This is a genomic window from Burkholderia vietnamiensis LMG 10929, assembly GCF_000959445.1.
Lineage (GTDB): Bacteria > Pseudomonadota > Gammaproteobacteria > Burkholderiales > Burkholderiaceae > Burkholderia > Burkholderia vietnamiensis.
The window spans coordinates 2,864,475-2,880,813 of sequence record NZ_CP009631.1; the positions used below are offsets into that span (position 1 = coordinate 2,864,475).

Consider the following 16,339-nt stretch of genomic DNA (forward strand, 5'->3'; position numbering starts at 1 on the left):
AGCCCGAAATTATACCCGATCATCGCGACACATCACGCCAGACCGGTGCAGCAACCATCAAACCGGTTGCGGATGCAGCATGAACCACCCGAGACAGAACGCCCCGGCGATCACACAGTAAAGCCCGAACGACGCCAACCGCCCGCGCCCTTCGAAATAACGCATCAGGAACCGCACGCTCAGATACGCGGCAATCGCCGTCAACACGCCGCCGAGCAGTGCATCGGCGAGTTGGTCGCGAGCATGGAACAGCTTCGGCAACTCGAGCACGCCCGCGGCAAAAATGATCGGCGTACCGAGCAGGAACGAAAACTCCGCGGCCTTCTCCGCAGTCAACCCGGCCACATTGCCGGCGATCATCGTCAGCCCGCTGCGCGAGAAGCCCGGGATCAGCGCGCCGATCTGCGCGAGGCCCACGAGGAACGCCTGCTTGAACGTCATCTTCTCCGGCGGCTGATGCGCGCGGCTGCGCTGAATCCGATCGCCGATCCACAGCAGCGCGCCGTTGACGATCAGTGCGATCGCAACGATCCGCAGGTCGTGGAACACGCGCTCGATGCGCTTCTCGAGCAGCAACCCGACGATGCCGGTCGGGATCGTGCCGATGATCAGCGCCCACATCATGTGCCCGTCATCGTTCTTGCGCCCGCCGAGCTGCGCGAAGAAACCGCCGATCAGCGCAATCCAGCGCTCACGGAAGTACCACAGCAGCGCGAGCGCCGTACCCAGATGCAGCGCAACGAGAAATGGCAGCAACTGCGGCGCGTGCTTGTCGATATGCATGCCGAACAGCGCCGGCACGAGCAGCGTGTGGCCGAGGCTGCTGACGGGGAACAGTTCGGTGACGCCCTGCAGGACGCTCAGGAATACCAGAAACCAGAGACTCACGCGTCGGTCCTTTTAAAGGTGAACAATCGGTAGGAAGACGGACGACGCACCGCGTCATCCGAAAAACGCGCCCCGATTATGCCGAGCCATGATTACTGCGCCAAGGGCATTTGACCGCTAATTGCGGCGATGTGCACAAACGCTTGCGATATGTAAGCGCACAGAAAGCAAAAAGCCCGCCATTTGCATGGCGGGCCTTTCGAATCGGACAGAATCCTGTCGTCAGCGGCCGAGCTGATAAAAGAACAATACCGTGCTGCCGGTGAACATGCCGAACAGTGCGATTCCCATTGCCATTGCCAGATCCATGGCGCCTCCTCGAAGTGTCATGACCCGGCAACATCACCGGTTTAGATGCATTATCCCGACCGTCGACGGTGTTAAAAAGTCGCGATTTCCCGAGAAGGGTTTTCCCCGACCGCGTCGCTGCCCGATAATGGAGCGCGCTCGCGCATCCCCTCACCCGTTCATCCCGACTTGCCATGCCGATCTTCCAGCAGCACGACATCCATGAACTTCACACCGGCCCGTCGCTCGTTCGGGTCGCTCCGCAATTCGGCGGCCGCCTGCTGTCGTGGCACGTCGACGGCGAGCCGATCATCTTCTGGCCGGAAACCGCGGACTGGACCAACCTCGCGCGTGTGCGCGGCGGCAATCCGCTGTTGTTCCCGTTCCTCGGCCGGCATCGCGTCGACGGCGAACTCGGCCGCTGGCGCGACGCCGCCGGCGTGGTCCGCGACCTGCCGATGCACGGTTTCGCGCGCGACCTGCCGTTCGCGGCACACGCGTCGCCGGACGGCGCCGCGCTCGCGATGTCGCTCGATGCAACCGACGCGCTGCACGACAGCTACCCGTTCGATTTCCGCTTCGAAGCGACCTACCGTCTCGTCGATGCCCACACGCTCGACGTCGCGCTGACCACGACGAACCGCGGCGCCACGCCGCTGCCGTACTACGCAGGCCACCACTTCTATTTCGCGCTGCCGCACGGAGAACGCGCCCAGACCACGCTCGAGCTGCCGCCGACGCAACGCCGCATGCAACTGGCCGACGGCTCGATCAGCGCGGCGGAGCCGGGCCAATCGTCCTACAGCCTCGGAGATCCGGAGATCCTCGACCGCTTCCACTGTCTCGACGATGGCGCGCCGTCCGCGCCGGTACGGATCGTGATGCCGGGGCGCGGCCGCACGATCGAGATCGCGCTCGACATCCCGGGCTCGATCCCGTGGTATGCGGTCACGACGTGGACCGAGAAGCCGGAATCCGACTTCTACTGCGTCGAGCCGTGGCTCGGCCTGCCGGACGCAATTCACAACGGTCTCGGGCTGCGCATGCTCGCGCCGGGCGCGACCGAAACGGCCACGCTGCGCATTCGCGTGCTGCCGCACGCCGGCTGACATCGCCGGCGCCGGGCCGGCCATGCCGGCCGACTACGGCCAGAAACTGCGGCGGGCCGATCGAACCCGTTAAAATCGGACGTTTTGGATTGCCTGCCGCGCCGCGCGCGGCAGCGTTTTGCGAGGTTCAATGTTCGGAACAACAACGAAGCGGCTCTTCGCTGCCGCCTGTGCGGCGCTGCTCGTCGCGTGCGGCTCCGCGCCCGTCGGCCCCGGCTACTACCGCGTCGAGCGCGGCGACACGCTCTACAAGATCGCCCGCGACAACCGCACGTCGCTGGCAAACATCGTGCGCTGGAACCAGATCACGAACCCCGATGCGATCGAAGTCGGGCAGGTACTGCGCGTCGCGCCGCCGCCCGGCACGACGACCGCGTCCACCTCCGGCACCAGCACCGGCAGCGCGCCGCGCAGCCGCCCCGCGCCATCCGCGCCGGTCGAATCGAACGTCAAACCGGCTTCCAGCATCGCGCTGATCTGGCCGGCAGCCGGCAATGTGGTGCGCACGTTCGACGGATCGAAATCCAAGGGGATCGACATCGCGAATTCGGCCGGTACGCCGGTGCAGGCGGCCGCCACCGGCACGGTCGTCTATGCAGGCAACGGCTTGCGCGGCTACGGCAATCTGATCATCCTGAAGCACAACGCCGATTACCTGACGGCCTACGCGCACAACCGCGCGCTGCTCGTGAGGGAAGGCCAGTCGGTCACACAGGGGCAGACGATCGCCGAGATGGGCAGCAGCGACAGCGATCGCGTCGCGCTGCATTTCGAGCTGCGTTACGGCGGCCGCTCGATCGACCCCGCACGCTACCTGCCCGCGCGCTGAACGCGCGGGCCGCCGACGGACGACATGAGATGCCGGCATGCATCGCATGTCGTCGCGAGGGCAATCCGAAAGGTTGTTTCAGCGCTTGCGCAGACGACCGATGAAACGGCCGGACAACGGATCGACACGGCTCGCAAACATCACCAGCGCGCCGATTCCGAACAGGCTGAACCCCGTAGCAATCAGAAGCAAATCCATGGTCACATCACTGTTTTGTCGTGATCTTATGCGTCATTGAGAAATCGTGCACTGAACTGCCCCGTCGCACGAGTCCGAACATTCCCTATCCACAGTCGCCATTGTGGTTTCGGTCGCGTGAATCAATGATGTAAGCGCGCCGACGGTTGCTTCGGCAGACCTCGACGCGACCCGCGATACCGCGTGCAGCCGACCGCCCAAAAAGGCCGCTCAGCCGCTTCAGCACGAGGGTTCCAGCCGCGCCGCGATTGCCGCGTGAGCGACGGCGGACGGCTCGCGCCGACTCAACAAACATCCCACGGCAACGTGACACGCACCGCGCTCGGCGAACTGAGGAAGGTTTCTAACCGTCGCGCGAGCGGCTACATGCGCGCCGTGCACTTCGTCGGCCGCGACGACGAAGCAATCGCGACCGGCGGTTACCGCATCGGCCCGCGGTCATGGTCGGCGTGCCCCAGGGCGGGACAGCTACCGACATCGTGAAGGCGTTCATCGCGCCGCCGAACCCCGGCGATGTTGGCGACGACACGCTCGCGCATCCCTCGCCATGCAACGCACGCCAGCAGCACGCCCGTGCCGCGACGGCCAGCCGGTCGCCTGATAGCCCGGATGGTTTATAGTGGCGCCACGCAGCCTTTCTCCCGAACACCGATGTCCTCCCAACACGAAACCGCCGCGGGCGCGTCGCATAGCCCGCTCTACGCCAAACTCCTGGGTGAAACCGCCAAGATCGACTGGTGCGATCTCGAGCGCTTCTTCGCACAAGGCAAGCTGCTGTCGGTCGCGCGCGATCTCGATCTCGTCAGCGTCGCGGAAGCGATCGCCAGCGACGACGCCGAGCAAGTCACGCGCTGGCTGTCGGCCGGCCTCGTCGCGCGCATGCCGGCACCAACCGCTTCCGACTACGCGGCACGCGATCCGGAGCTGTGGGCGGTAGTCGTGTCGCCGTGGGTGTGCGTGCAGGAACGCGCCTGACGCGTTCGCGATGTCCGAATCCGCCTTACCGCACGCGGCCGACACCGCATCGGCCGCCGTCTCGCACCGGCGCGTCCTCGCGCTCGCGTTCCCGATCGTCCTCGCCAACCTGACCCAGCCGCTGCTCGGCGCGGTCGACACGGCCGTGGCCGGCCATCTCGACGGCGCGCAGTATCTCGGCGGCGTCGCGCTCGGCGGCCTCGTCTTCAACTTCGTGTTCTGGGGCTTCGGCTTCCTGCGGATGGGCACGACCGGCCTCGTCGCGCAGGCGCACGGCGCCCGCGACGCAGCCGGCATCCGCCTGAGCGTGCTGCGCGCGCTCATCGTCGCGTTCGCGCTCGGCGCCGCCGTGCTCGCCTTGCAGGTACCGCTGCTGTCGTTCGCACTGACCGCGCTCGGCGGCAGCGACGCGGTGCATGCGACGGCACTCGCCTACAGCCGCGCACGCATCTGGAGCGCTCCGTTCGCGCTGGCGAACTACGTCGTGCTCGGCTACCTGCTCGGCGTGCAGCGCGTACGGCTCGCCCTCGTCGCGCAGGTGTTCATCAACGCGGTGAACATCGGCGCCGTGCTGCTCTACGTGTACGGCTTCGGCTGGGGCATCGCCGGAATCGGCGCCGCAACGGCCACCGCGGACGCGTGCGGCTTCGCGCTCGGCGCGTGGATGCTGTGGCGGCTGCGGCCGCGCGGCCTCGGGCCGCTCGCGGCGCATGCGCTGGTGGATCGCATAGCGCTCACGCGGCTGATCGCGCTCAATCGCGACATCTTCCTGCGCACGCTGTGCCTGCTGGGCGCGTTCGGCTGGTTCGCGCATCTCGGGGCGCAACAGGGCGACGCGACGCTCGCCGCAAACGCGCTGCTGCTGAATTTCCAAACCTTCATGGCATATGGGCTCGACGGCTTCGCTCACGCGGCCGAAGCGCTCGTCGGCGCCGCAGCCGGCGCACGCGATCGCGCGACGTTCCGGCAGGCCGTGCGCGTCACGCTGCTGTGGTCGGCGCTGGGTGCGCTGCTGTTCGCGCTCGTCTATTGGGCAGCCGGCGGCTGGATCGTCGCGCGGCTGACCGACCAAGCAGACATCCGCGCCGTCGCGCTGCGTTATTTGCCCTGGGCAGCCGTCTCGCCGATCGTTTCCGTGTGGGGCTTTCTGCTCGACGGCGTGTTCATCGGCGCAACCCAGACGCAGTCGCTGATGCGCGCGATGGTGGCATCGCTCGCGGTCTTCATCGCTGCGACGCTCGTCGCCGTCGGCCCGTTCGGCAACCACGGACTGTGGTTCGCACTGCTGCTGTTCATGGCCGCGCGTGGCGCGACACTCGCACGCCATCTGCCGGCGCTCGTGCGGCGCATCGGCGCCGACGGGCCGGCGGCCGGCGCCTGAGCGCCTCGGGCAACGGCTATTGCGCCGCAGCGCCCGCGGGCGCCGGCGACACATCGAGCATCGACGGCGGCGTCATGTCGGTCGGCACGCCGTGGTAGTCGGCTGGATCCTGCGGCGGGTGGCCGCGGCGTGCCTCGCGAGGATCGCCGGCACAACCGGCAAGAATCGACACGGCCAGCACGAACAGCATCAAACGGGTCATCGGGAAGGCTCCGAAAAACGGCGCGCCCAGCGCGCGCCGGAACCGGGCCGAGTCTAGCCGAATTCCGGGTTAGGAGTCGTCGCGCACATGTCCTACCATGCAAACATGGCGCTGTGCCGTTGAAAGGAGGCTGCCATGATGTCTGAAGAGATCGCCGGCCTGATCGGCCTGTTCATCGGTGTGATGGTGCTCATCGCGCTGTCCTACTTCGAGTCGCGCGAATACAAGCGCACCCACGGTGGCGAAGGGATGATCCATCACTGGATGGCGGAACACCATCTGCTCGACTGGCGGCGCAAGCATTAGCGCACGCCGCTGCGTCGTCGGGTCCGCCGCGTGAGCGGCGCGTCCAACGTGCGGACATGCGCACGCTGGAGCGGCCGGTGTGTGCCGCGAAAAGCAAACGCCATCACGCGGCGCATTGGCGCGTGATGGCGTTCGTGCGCGCGCGCGTCGGGCGCGACGCGCAGGCAAGCGGCAGTGCTCAGCCCAGGAAGTGCCGGGCGTAGCGCGCGTTGATGTCCGACAGGCGGAACAGTGTCAGGAAGTCGGCGCAGTTGAAGTCGGGATCCCAGGCCGGTGCGCCGCAGATCTTCGCGCCGAGGCGCAGATAGCCCTTGATGAGCGGCGGCGGCGCAACGACGGTGCCCGTCTGCAACTCGTCGACCGGCAGCGCGGTGTGCGGGAAGGCACGGTACTCGGGCGCGGTCAGCGAGTGGGCGGGCAGCGACTGATACAGGTTCGCCGCATAGTGGCCGCCGTCGGCCATCGACACGCTCGCGCAGCCCAGCATCGTCTCATAGCCGTTCTGCATCATGTAGGCGCCGAGACCGCCCCACAACGCCATGATCACCGCGCCGCTACGGTAGTCGCTGTGCACGCACGAGCGGCCGACCTCGACCATCTTGCCGCGCAGGTGCGTCAGGCGCGACAGGTCGAATTCGCCCTCGGCGTACAACCGGCCGACGCGGGCCGCCTGGTGCGGCGGCAGCACGCGATACGTGCCGACGACTTTCAGCGTATCGAGATCGCGGACCAGCAGGTGGTCGCAGTAGGCGTCGAAAGGATCGACGTCGAGACCGGACGGGCCACTGACCTGCGCGCCCATCTCTTCGGCGAATACGGTGTAGCGCAGGCGCTGCGCCTCGCGCAGTTCGTCTTCCGTGCGCGCCCAGGCGGCCCGCAGACGGTACTCGGATGTGACGGTTTCAGCGGCGCGCGGCAGATGGCGCCGCGCTGTATCGAGGGGCAGCGAGGCGAAGGGGAGCGTAGGCGTCGGCAGTTCTCGCATTAGGCTTTCCTGGTCGTAAGGAATAGGACGACATGCCAGCCAATGTAGTAACCGGTCGTTACCGTTCTGTGGCACGACCGTGTCCTTTCAATGACGTGTCGCCGAATTGACTTTAGCAGAAAGCTTACGCAACCGTATGATCAATGGCACGAAAACCGCTTCAGACAAGCTCCGGCGTCAGTACGGCGCGCAGCACGGCCTGATGGTTGCCGTCGCGGGTGCGGCTCGCGAGCCACACGATGCCGCCCTTCTTGACGCTCCAGCTGTCGCCGTTGCGCGCGATCAGTTCGGCGGCGACGCAGCCGAGCGTCGGCTGGTGGCCGACGATCACGACCGTCGGTGCGATGCCGTCGGGCCAGCCTGCGGCGGCCAGCACGTCGTCCACGCTGCCGCCCGGGGCGAGCGCATCGACGGTCCGGTACTGGTCGGTGAGCGCCTCGACCGTCTGCACCGTGCGCGCCGCCGGGCTCGCGAGGATCACGCTGCTCGATTCGAGCCGGCCGCGCAGCCATTTGGCCATCGCCTGCGCTTCCTTGCGGCCGCGGGTGGTCAGTTGTCTCGCCAGATCGTTGGCCGCGTAGTCCTCGGCCTCGGCGTGACGCCACAGGATCAGATTCATCATCGTGTCTCTCCATGTGTCGGCGAACCGTCCGGCCGTACGTGTGCGCGGCGGACGGTCATCGTTGGTATTGTCGCCAATCGGTGGGCGTTCGTGGTCGAACGCGGCATGTGGATAACGGGATTGACCCAGCGACCCATTAGACGCTAGAATCTTTGGCTCGTCGGAGCGTAGCGCAGCCTGGTAGCGCATCTGATTTGGGATCAGAGGGTCGTAGGTTCGAATCCTATCGCTCCGACCAAAGGAATCAAGGGGTTACATGCCAAAAGCGTGTAACCCCTTTTTCTTTTTACGCAGTAGCGACCGGTTTTCCCCGGCGCCCGCCCACGCACGAATCTTGCGACACCACGCGATAATATCCGTGATCAAACTCGCAACCGCGCATGAACGACCCAATTTTCAAAACCGCCCTCTTCGGCGCGCTGCTCGCGTTCGCCGCATCGTGCAACGCCGCACCCGGCAAATCGATCGACGCCGCGCTCGACTGTCATTCGAACGGCCACAAGTTCGTCGCGCCGCTGCTCGCCGCGGGCGACATCGAGTCGCAGCCGATGCACGTCGAACCGAATTCGGTGAACGCGTTCCGTACGAGCCATCCGTTGACCGCCTATGGCTTCGGCGTCTACGTCGTGCTCGGCTACCAGGCGAACGACCCGATCTTCCGCTCGGGCACCGGCACGCCGATCGGCGAATGGGCCTATGGCGTCGTCGTGCACGGCACGAAGAGCGCCGTCGAGACGGCCGTGCGCAACGCAGGCAGCGACGCCACCGTCAAGCAGGCGTTTCCGTTCCTGACCGCGATCGTGTGCTCTGACTGAGCGAGTCGCGCAGAATCCGGGCGCGCGCAAACGCGCCGCCCGCCCACGCGCGAACGCCGAACGCCGAACGCCGAACGCATCAAGCGCCGGTATAGACGACGCGATACGGAATACCGACCTTCTCCCACTCGGCCGCTTCCTGGCTGAGGCTGTAGTCGGTCAGCGGGTTTTGCTCGACCCATGCGCCCGGCAGGCGCACTTCATACCCGCCCTTCTTCATCTGCGACACGGAAATGTCCGGCAGCCCGGCGTCCGTGCGGCGTCGGCACAGCAGCGCGGCGAGCCGCAGGCAGAACAGCAGCGGCCACTCGACGTCGCGCGCCTGCGACAGCTTGCCGAGCTTGCCCGCATGCCCGAGCACGAGCGCGGCGAGGCGCGCCTGATCGGTACGCGAAAAGCCCGGCATGTCCGCATTGCTCGCGATATAGGCCGAATGCTTGTGGTACGAACTGTGCGAGATCGACAGCCCGATCTCGTGCAGCGCAGCGGCCCAGCCCAGAAACGTCCGGCCTTCCTCGCGCGCCTCGTCGTCGCCTTCCTCGAGTTCGTCGTAGAACCGCACGGCCAGCGCGGCGATCCGCCCGGCCTGCGCACGATCGACGCCGTAGCGGCGCGTGAAGCCCTCGACGGTCACCGCGCGCATGTCCTCGTGCTGCGTGCGGCCGAGCAGGTCGTACAGCACGCCGAGACGCAGCGCGCCGTCGGTCGTATCGACATAGTCGACGCCCAGCTCCTCGAACACGGCCAGCATGATCGCGAGGCCGCCGGCGAGCACCGGCACGCGATCGGGCTTCAGCGCGATCAGCTTCAGCCGGTTCACGTTCTCCGACTTGATCAGCGCGCGCTTCAGGCGCTCGAGCCCGCCGCGCGAAATGCCGTGCGTGATGCCCGCATCGTTGAAGCCGTTCGCCTCGACGAGCTCGGCGAGCGCACGCGCGGTACCGGACGACCCGATCGCCTGGTCCCATCCGGCCTTCTTGTACTCGCTGGAAATGATCTGGATCTCGCGCTTGGCCGCGAGCTCGGCCTGTCGCATCGTGTATTCGTCGACGTTGCCGGCCGGAAAGAACGTGCGGCTGTGGCTCACGCAGCCGATATAAAGGCTCTCCATCACGAGCGGCGTGTAGTGCGAGCCGATGATGAACTCGGTCGAGCCGCCGCCGATGTCGACCACGAGCCGCTTGCCCGCGCTCGCCGGCACCGAATGCGCAGCGCCTGCGTAGATCAGCCGCGCCTCTTCGCGACCGGCGATCACTTCGATCGGAAATCCGAGCGCCGCCTCGGCCTCGCCGAGGAATTCGCCCGCATTCTTCGCGACCCGCAACGTATTGGTCGCCACCGCGCGCACATGATCGGGATGGAAATCGCGCAGGCGCTCGCCGAACCGTTTGAGCGCGTCCCAGCCACGCTCCTGCGACGCACGGTCGAGCATCTTGTCGCTCGACAGCCCCGCGGCCAGTCGAACGGGCTCGCGCAACGCATCGACAGGATAGATCTGGCTGCCCGCCGACGTTTCCTCGACGCGCCCGACGATGAGCCGGAAGCTGTTCGAGCCGAGATCGACGGCCGCCAGCAAGTGGGGGGATGTAACCATCAGAAGGGGCTCCGTGCGCGTACGCCCGCGGCAACCGCAACCGGTCAGGCCCGCTGGACGACTGTCAAAGGCGTCATTTTAAGCGTGGAACCCTTGCCATTGCCACGCTTCACGGGCATGTAAACAGGTAGATTCCATATATCCGAAACATTTATGAGACGAAACGGGTTCCGGCGTAGAATTTCCAGATACCAATAAACCAACGTCATCAGCACGTCATCCTACCGTGAGAGTTTCCGAGCGTCCTTTCGAATCATCGCCCGAATCATCCGTTACTCTGCCGATGTCCGCTCGCTACCCGCTACTCAATCGTGAACTCGGCATCCTCGGTTTCAACGAGCGTGTACTGGCCCAGGCCGCCGACCCGCAAGTGCCGCTGCTCGAGCGCCTGCGCTTCATCTGCATCACCAGCAGCAACCTCGACGAATTCTTCGAGGTGCGGATGGCGGGCCTGCAGGAACAGATCCGCGACAATCCCGGTGCGCTGACGCCCGACGGCATGTCGCTGCAACACGCTTACGATCTCGTCGTCGAGCGCGCGCAGCGGCTCGTCCATCGCCAGTACACGATGCTGCACGAAACCGTGCTGCCCGCGCTCGAACAGGAAGGCATCTACTTCCACGCGAGCGACACCTGGAACGACGCGCAGCTCGAATGGGCGCGCCGCTACTTTCTCGACGAACTGCTGCCGGTGCTCACGCCGATCGGCCTCGATCCCGCGCATCCGTTCCCGCGCGTGCTGAACAAGAGCCTGAACTTCGTGGTCGAGCTCGAAGGCCGCGACGCGTTCGGCCGGCAGGCGGTGATGGGCATCGTGCAGGCGCCGCGCGCGCTGCCGCGCGTGGTGCGCATGCCGCAATCGCTGTCGGGCTTCGAGCACGGCTTCGTGCTGCTCAGCTCGTTCATGCAACGCTTCGTCGGCGAACTGTTCCCGCAGCTCGTCGTGAAGAGCTGCAACCAGTTCCGCATCACCCGCAACAGCGAGCTGTTCGTCGACGAAGACGAAATCACCAACCTGCGCGTCGCGCTGCAAGGCGAACTGCCCGCGCGCCACCTCGGCAACGCGGTGCGCCTCGAAGTTTCGGCCGACACGCCGGCGCACATCGTGCGCCGCCTGCTCGACGAAAGCAGCCTCGGCGACAAGGACTGCTACCGCGTGGCAGGCTCGGTGAACCTCGTGCGGCTGATGCAGATCCCCGATCTCGTCGACCGCCCCGACCTGAAATTCGCGCCGTTCGTCGCGTCGATCCCGCCCGCGATCGCGAATGCGCCGACGATGTTCGACGCGATCGACGCCGGCGACATCCTGCTGCACCATCCGTACGAGAGCTTCCAGCCGGTGCTCGAGCTGCTGCAGCAGGCCGCGAAGGATCCGAGCGTGGTCGCGATCAAGCAGACGATCTATCGCACCGGCACCGATTCGCCGCTGATGGACGCACTGATGGAAGCCGCGCGCAACGGCAAGGAAGTGACGGTCGTCGTCGAGTTGCTCGCGCGCTTCGACGAGGAAACCAACATCAACTGGGCGTCGCAGCTGGAAGCGGTCGGCGCGCACGTCGTGTACGGCGTGGTCGGCCACAAGTGCCACGCGAAGATGATGCTGATCGTGCGGCGCGTGGTCGAAGGCGGCAAGGCGACGCTGCGCCGCTATGTCCACCTCGGCACCGGCAACTATCATCCGCGCACCGCGCGCCTCTACACCGACTTCGGGCTGATGACGGCCGACCAGAAGATCTGCGAGGACGTGCACCACGTGTTCCAGCAGCTGACCGGCATCGGCGGCGAGCTGACGCTGCACGAGCTGTGGCAGTCGCCGTTCACGCTGCATCCGCGCATCATCGATTCGATCCGCGCCGAGATCGACAACGCGCGCGCCGGCAAGCGCGCCCGCATCGTCGCGAAGATGAACGCGCTGCTCGAGCCGTCGGTGATCGCCGCGCTGTACGAAGCGTCGCAGGCCGGCGTCAAGGTCGACCTGATCGTGCGCGGCGTGTGCGCACTGAAGCCGGGCGTGCCGGGGCTGTCGGAGAACATCACGGTGCGCTCGATCGTCGGCCGCTTCCTCGAACATCACCGCATCTACTATTTCCATGCGGGCGGCGCCGAGGAAGTCTATCTGTCGAGCGCCGACTGGATGGACCGCAACCTGTTCCGCCGCGTCGAAGTCGCGTTCCCGATCCGCGCGCGCAAGCTCAAGCGCCGCGTGATCGCCGAAGGGCTGTCGGTCTGCCTCGGCGACAACCAGTCGGCCTGGCTGATGCAGAGCGACGGCCACTACCGCCGCCGGCGCGCGGGCAAGACGGTCCGCAACGCGCAGCTCGGGCTGCTCGCGAAGTTCTGTTCGTAGCGACGCCGTGCGCGCGCTCGCGCGCCGTGCAGCAAACAAAAAAGCACAACCCGCAGGTTGTGCTTTTTTCATTCCGGGCCGCGCGCCGATGCAGCGCCCGGCGCGCGCGTTACGCGCTCACGCCTCGAACGCCGCGGGCCGGATCGCGATCACGCGCGACGCCGGGAACCGCGCGGTGAACGTGCTGCCGCGCCCTTCCTCGCTCTGCACGTACAGGTGCGAGTCGTGCCGCTGCAGCACGTGCTTGACGATCGCGAGGCCGAGCCCCGTGCCGCCCGTGTCGCGCGAGCGGCTGCGATCGACGCGGTAGAAGCGCTCGGTCAGTCGCGGCAGGTCGGCCGCCGGAATGCCGAAGCCGCTGTCGGTGACCGAAAACACGCCTTGCGCGCCCTCGCGCCGCCACGACACGGCGATCTTGCCGCCGTCCGGCGTATAGCGGATCGCATTGGTGACGAGATTCGCGAACGCGCTGAACACTTCGGTCTGCGCGCCGGTCACGCCGAGCGTCTCGTCGATCGAGAACGTGATGTCGTGGTGCCCGTTCGACAACGTCTGCGCATCCTCCTTCAGATGATCGAACAGCGCGCGCATGTCGACCGCGTGATCCGTCGGCGGCCGGCTTTCGCCCTCGAGCTTCGCGAGCACCAGCAGATCGGTCACGATATGCCGCATCCGCGACGCCTGCTGCTCCATCAAGTCGAGATAACGCGCGCGATCGTCTTCGTTCAGCGGCAGCTCGCGCATCGTCTCGAGGAAGCCCGACAACACCGTCAGCGGCGTCTTCAGCTCATGCGACACGTTGGCGACGAAGTCGCGCCGCATCGCATCGGTGCGCTCGAGCTCGGTGATGTCCTGCGTGAGCAGCAGCTTGCGGTTCTCGCCGTACGGAAACACCTGCACTTCGAGCACGTTCTGCCGCGATTCGCCCATGCCGCGCATCACGAGCGTCTCGTCGTAATGCTGCCCGTTCAGGTAGCGGACGAACTCGGGATGGCGCACGAGGTTCGTGATGTGCTGGCGCAGGTCGCGCTTCGCGTCGACGCCGAAGTGCACCTCGGCGATCGCGTTGCACCATTCGATCTGATCGTGATCGTCGAGCATCGCGACGCCGTTCGGCGACGCCTGGATCGCCTGGATGAAGCGCGAATGCTGCTGCTCGACCTGGCGCACCTGCGCATGCCACTGCTTCGCGAGCTTGTGCAGCCGGTAATAGATTTCGCCCCAGATGCCCGGCGCGCTCGGCACCTCGCCATAGACGGGCGCATCGAGCAGACGCCACAGGCGTTGCGTGTGGAACGTACTGAAGAAGCCCTGCGCAACCAGCATCACGACCGCGAACGCGAGGCCCGCAATCGGGCCGGCGAACACGCCGACCAATACGCTGATCAGCACGAGCAGCATGAGCGACACGAGAAAGCGCGCCCAGATGATGTTCATGTTTCAGCGCCCGAATGAATGAACGGCATGCCGTGGCACACGGCACGTGCGGATACGTTACGCGTGCTTCGCGAGCCGGTAGCCGCTGCCGCGAACGGTCTCGATCATCGCATCGCAGCCGGCCGGTTTCAAGGCCGCGCGCAAGCGCTTGATGTGCACGTCGACGGTGCGCTCCTCGACGAACACGTGATCGCCCCACACCTGGTCGAGCAGTTGCGTGCGGCTGTGCACGCGCTCCGGATGCGTCATGAAGAAATGCAGCAGGCGGAATTCGGTCGGGCCGAGGTCGAGCTTGATCTCGCTGCCGTCGCCGTGCGCGGCGACCCGGTGCGTGGCCGGATCGAGCCGCAGCCCGTTGATCGACACGACGTCCTCGGTCAGCTGCGGCGCACGGCGGCGCAGCACGGCCTTGATGCGCGCCATCAGCTCCTTCGGCGAGAACGGCTTCGTCACGTAGTCGTCCGCGCCGATCTCGAGGCCGAGCACCTTGTCCTGCTCGTCGCCGCGCGCGGTCAGCATGATGATCGGGATGTGCTTGGTCCGCTCGTTGTTGCGCAGGTCGCGCGCGAACGCGATGCCCGATTTGCCCGGCAGCATCCAGTCGAGCAGCACGAGGTCGGGCAGCACGTCGCTGATCAGGTTCTGCGCCTGCTCCGCGTTGTAGGCGCGGATCGGGCAGTGACCGGCATGCTGGAGATTCACCGAGATCAGTTCGGAAATCGCGGGCTCATCTTCGACGACGAGAATGTTGCTGGGCATCGGCACCTCTGTTCTTCCTATACGGAGTCGATTAACTGTTGGCTTCGCGATCGAGCGTGTCGCGCGGCTGATGCCGCACGTCGGTGCCCTTCACGATGTAGATGATGAACTCGGCGATGTTCTTCGCGTGATCGCCGATGCGCTCGATGGCCTTCGCGATGAACAGGTACTCGAGGCCGACCGAGATCGTGCGCGGATCTTCCTGCATGTACGACACGAGCTTGCGCACGAACGCACGGAATTCCAGGTCGATCTCCTTGTCGTCCTTGACGATCTGCGCGGCGGCCACCGTGTCGAGGCGCGCGAACGCGTCGAGCGCCCGGCGCAGGATCGTCACGGCCATCTCGCCCGACACCTTGATCTCGGCGATGTTGACCGCGCGCGCGGCCGGCTCGTCGATCAGGCGGCGCACGCGCTTCGCGATCTTCTCGGCTTCGTCGCCTGCGCGCTCGAGGTTCGTAATCGTTTTCGAAATCGACATCAGAAGACGCAGATCGCGCGCGGCAGGCTGCCTCCGCGCGATGATGTTGCCGCACTCCTGGTCGATCTCGACTTCCATCGCGTTCAGCGTTTCCTCGGCCGTGACGACCTTCTCCGCCGCCTCGCGGTCGAATTCGTTCAGCGCGTACATCGCGCCGACGATCTGCGACTCGACGAGTCCGCCCATTTCCAGCACCTTCGACGACACGGCGTTCAGGTCCGCGTCGAACTGGCTCGACAGATGTTTATCCGACATGGCTGTTGTTCTCCGTCATCAGCCGAAACGGCCGGTGATGTAGTCTTCCGTTTCCTTGCGTACCGGCTTGATGAAGATCTTCTCGGTCTCGCCGAATTCGATCAGCTCGCCCAGGTACATGTACGCGGTGAAGTCCGAGCAGCGTGCGGCCTGCTGCATGTTGTGCGTGACGATCACGACCGTGTAGTCGCTCTTGAGCTCGGCGATCAGCTCCTCGATGCGGCCCGTCGAGATCGGGTCGAGCGCGGAGCACGGCTCGTCGAGCAGCAGCACTTCCGGACGGATCGCGATGCCGCGCGCGATGCACAGCCGCTGCTGCTGGCCGCCGGACAGCCCGTAGCCGCTCTGGTTCAGCTTGTCCTTCACCTCGCTCCACAGCGCGGCTTTGGTCAGCGCCCATTCGACGCGGTCGTCCATCTCTGAGCGCGTGAGCTTCTCGAACATCTTCACGCCGAACGCGATGTTGTCGTAGATCGACATCGGGAACGGCGTCGGCTTCTGGAACACCATGCCGATGCGCGCACGCAGCAGCGAAATGTCGCGCTTGGTGGTCAGCAGGTTCTCGCCGTCCATCAGGATCTCGCCTTCGGCGCGCTGTTCCGGATAGAGCGCGAACATCTTGTTGAAGGTGCGCAGCAGCGTCGACTTGCCGCAACCCGACGGGCCGATGAACGCCGTCACCTTCCCTTCGGGAATGCGCAGGTTGATGTTCTTCAGCGCGTGGAACTTGTTGTAGAAGAAATTGAGGTTGTTGACCTCGATCTTCGCGTTCAACGGCTCGAGCGGGCGGTCGTTTGCCGTGTCTTGCGTGCCGGCGGGCGCAACCGTGCGCTCGACGGGATTCAGGTGGCTTTCTGCCATATTCATC

The 16,339-nt window shown here is 65.9% G+C and carries 16 protein-coding genes and 1 tRNA gene; 8 read left to right on the top strand and 9 right to left on the bottom strand.

Annotated features, from left to right (window positions below; all coding sequences use genetic code 11):
• Positions 1-57: 57 nt before the first annotated feature.
• On the bottom strand, positions 58-888 hold the full coding sequence (locus AK36_RS22870) for an undecaprenyl-diphosphate phosphatase (RefSeq protein ID WP_045579264.1): 831 nt from the start codon (positions 886-888) through the stop codon (positions 58-60).
• Positions 889-1,370: 482 nt separating this feature from the next.
• Here AK36_RS22870 and AK36_RS22875 point away from each other — a divergent pair, with 482 nt between their 5' ends.
• The 4 genes from AK36_RS22875 (at position 1,371) to AK36_RS22890 (ending at position 5,668) form a co-directional block, all read left to right on the top strand.
• Positions 1,371-2,285, top strand: coding sequence for an aldose epimerase family protein (locus AK36_RS22875; RefSeq protein WP_011884309.1), 915 nt, complete (start codon positions 1,371-1,373; stop codon positions 2,283-2,285).
• Between the two features lie 130 nt (positions 2,286-2,415).
• Positions 2,416-3,114 (top strand): peptidoglycan DD-metalloendopeptidase family protein, encoded by a 699-nt coding sequence (locus AK36_RS22880; protein ID WP_011884308.1) that lies wholly within the window; start codon positions 2,416-2,418, stop codon positions 3,112-3,114.
• 849 nt (positions 3,115-3,963) lie between these two features.
• Complete coding sequence (locus AK36_RS22885) at positions 3,964-4,287, top strand: DUF2288 domain-containing protein (RefSeq protein WP_034193252.1); 324 nt, start codon at positions 3,964-3,966, stop codon at positions 4,285-4,287.
• A gap of 10 nt (positions 4,288-4,297) precedes the next feature.
• A complete protein-coding gene (locus AK36_RS22890) occupies positions 4,298-5,668 on the top strand; it encodes an MATE family efflux transporter (RefSeq protein WP_045579265.1) in 1,371 nt (456 codons plus the stop codon).
• A gap of 16 nt (positions 5,669-5,684) precedes the next feature.
• On the opposite strand, the gene AK36_RS22895 is transcribed toward AK36_RS22890, so the two are convergent.
• Entirely contained in the window at positions 5,685-5,870 is a 186-nt protein-coding gene (locus tag AK36_RS22895) for a hypothetical protein (RefSeq protein WP_011884305.1), read from the bottom strand.
• 135 nt (positions 5,871-6,005) lie between these two features.
• Between AK36_RS22895 and AK36_RS34010 the strand changes: the two genes are divergently transcribed.
• On the top strand, positions 6,006-6,176 hold the full coding sequence (locus AK36_RS34010) for a hypothetical protein (protein WP_011884304.1): 171 nt from the start codon (positions 6,006-6,008) through the stop codon (positions 6,174-6,176).
• Between the two features lie 178 nt (positions 6,177-6,354).
• On the opposite strand, the gene AK36_RS22900 is transcribed toward AK36_RS34010, so the two are convergent.
• A complete protein-coding gene (locus tag AK36_RS22900; protein WP_011884303.1) occupies positions 6,355-7,161 on the bottom strand; it encodes a GNAT family N-acetyltransferase in 807 nt (268 codons plus the stop codon).
• Positions 7,162-7,321: 160 nt separating this feature from the next.
• Complete coding sequence (gene sixA / locus AK36_RS22905) at positions 7,322-7,783, bottom strand: phosphohistidine phosphatase SixA (protein ID WP_011884302.1); 462 nt, start codon at positions 7,781-7,783, stop codon at positions 7,322-7,324.
• Positions 7,784-7,944: 161 nt separating this feature from the next.
• On the opposite strand from sixA, the gene AK36_RS22910 reads away from it, so the two are divergent.
• Positions 7,945-8,021 (top strand) — tRNA-Pro (locus tag AK36_RS22910).
• A 142-nt stretch (positions 8,022-8,163) separates the two neighbouring features.
• Entirely contained in the window at positions 8,164-8,598 is a 435-nt protein-coding gene (locus tag AK36_RS22915) for a hypothetical protein (protein WP_011884291.1), read from the top strand.
• Between the two features lie 79 nt (positions 8,599-8,677).
• On the opposite strand, the gene ppx is transcribed toward AK36_RS22915, so the two are convergent.
• A complete protein-coding gene (gene ppx / locus AK36_RS22920) occupies positions 8,678-10,192 on the bottom strand; it encodes an exopolyphosphatase (protein WP_011884290.1) in 1,515 nt (504 codons plus the stop codon).
• Between the two features lie 283 nt (positions 10,193-10,475).
• On the opposite strand from ppx, the gene ppk1 reads away from it, so the two are divergent.
• A complete protein-coding gene (gene ppk1 / locus AK36_RS22925; RefSeq protein WP_045579266.1) occupies positions 10,476-12,539 on the top strand; it encodes a polyphosphate kinase 1 in 2,064 nt (687 codons plus the stop codon).
• A gap of 117 nt (positions 12,540-12,656) precedes the next feature.
• Here ppk1 and phoR read toward each other — a convergent pair whose 3' ends face one another.
• The 4 genes from phoR to pstB are packed head-to-tail and all read right to left on the bottom strand — an operon-like array spanning position 12,657 to position 16,338.
• Complete coding sequence (phoR, locus tag AK36_RS22930; RefSeq protein WP_011884288.1) at positions 12,657-13,976, bottom strand: phosphate regulon sensor histidine kinase PhoR; 1,320 nt, start codon at positions 13,974-13,976, stop codon at positions 12,657-12,659.
• 57 nt (positions 13,977-14,033) lie between these two features.
• Positions 14,034-14,735, bottom strand: a complete 702-nt coding sequence (gene phoB / locus AK36_RS22935; protein WP_006750313.1) for a phosphate regulon transcriptional regulator PhoB — start codon at positions 14,733-14,735, stop codon at positions 14,034-14,036.
• Positions 14,736-14,766: 31 nt separating this feature from the next.
• Positions 14,767-15,471, bottom strand: a complete 705-nt coding sequence (phoU, locus tag AK36_RS22940) for a phosphate signaling complex protein PhoU (protein WP_011884287.1) — start codon at positions 15,469-15,471, stop codon at positions 14,767-14,769.
• 18 nt (positions 15,472-15,489) lie between these two features.
• Positions 15,490-16,338 carry a phosphate ABC transporter ATP-binding protein PstB gene (gene pstB / locus AK36_RS22945; protein ID WP_011884286.1) on the bottom strand — a complete coding sequence of 283 codons (849 nt, stop codon included), beginning with the start codon at positions 16,336-16,338 and terminating at the stop codon, positions 15,490-15,492.
• Position 16,339: the final 1 nt, after the last annotated feature.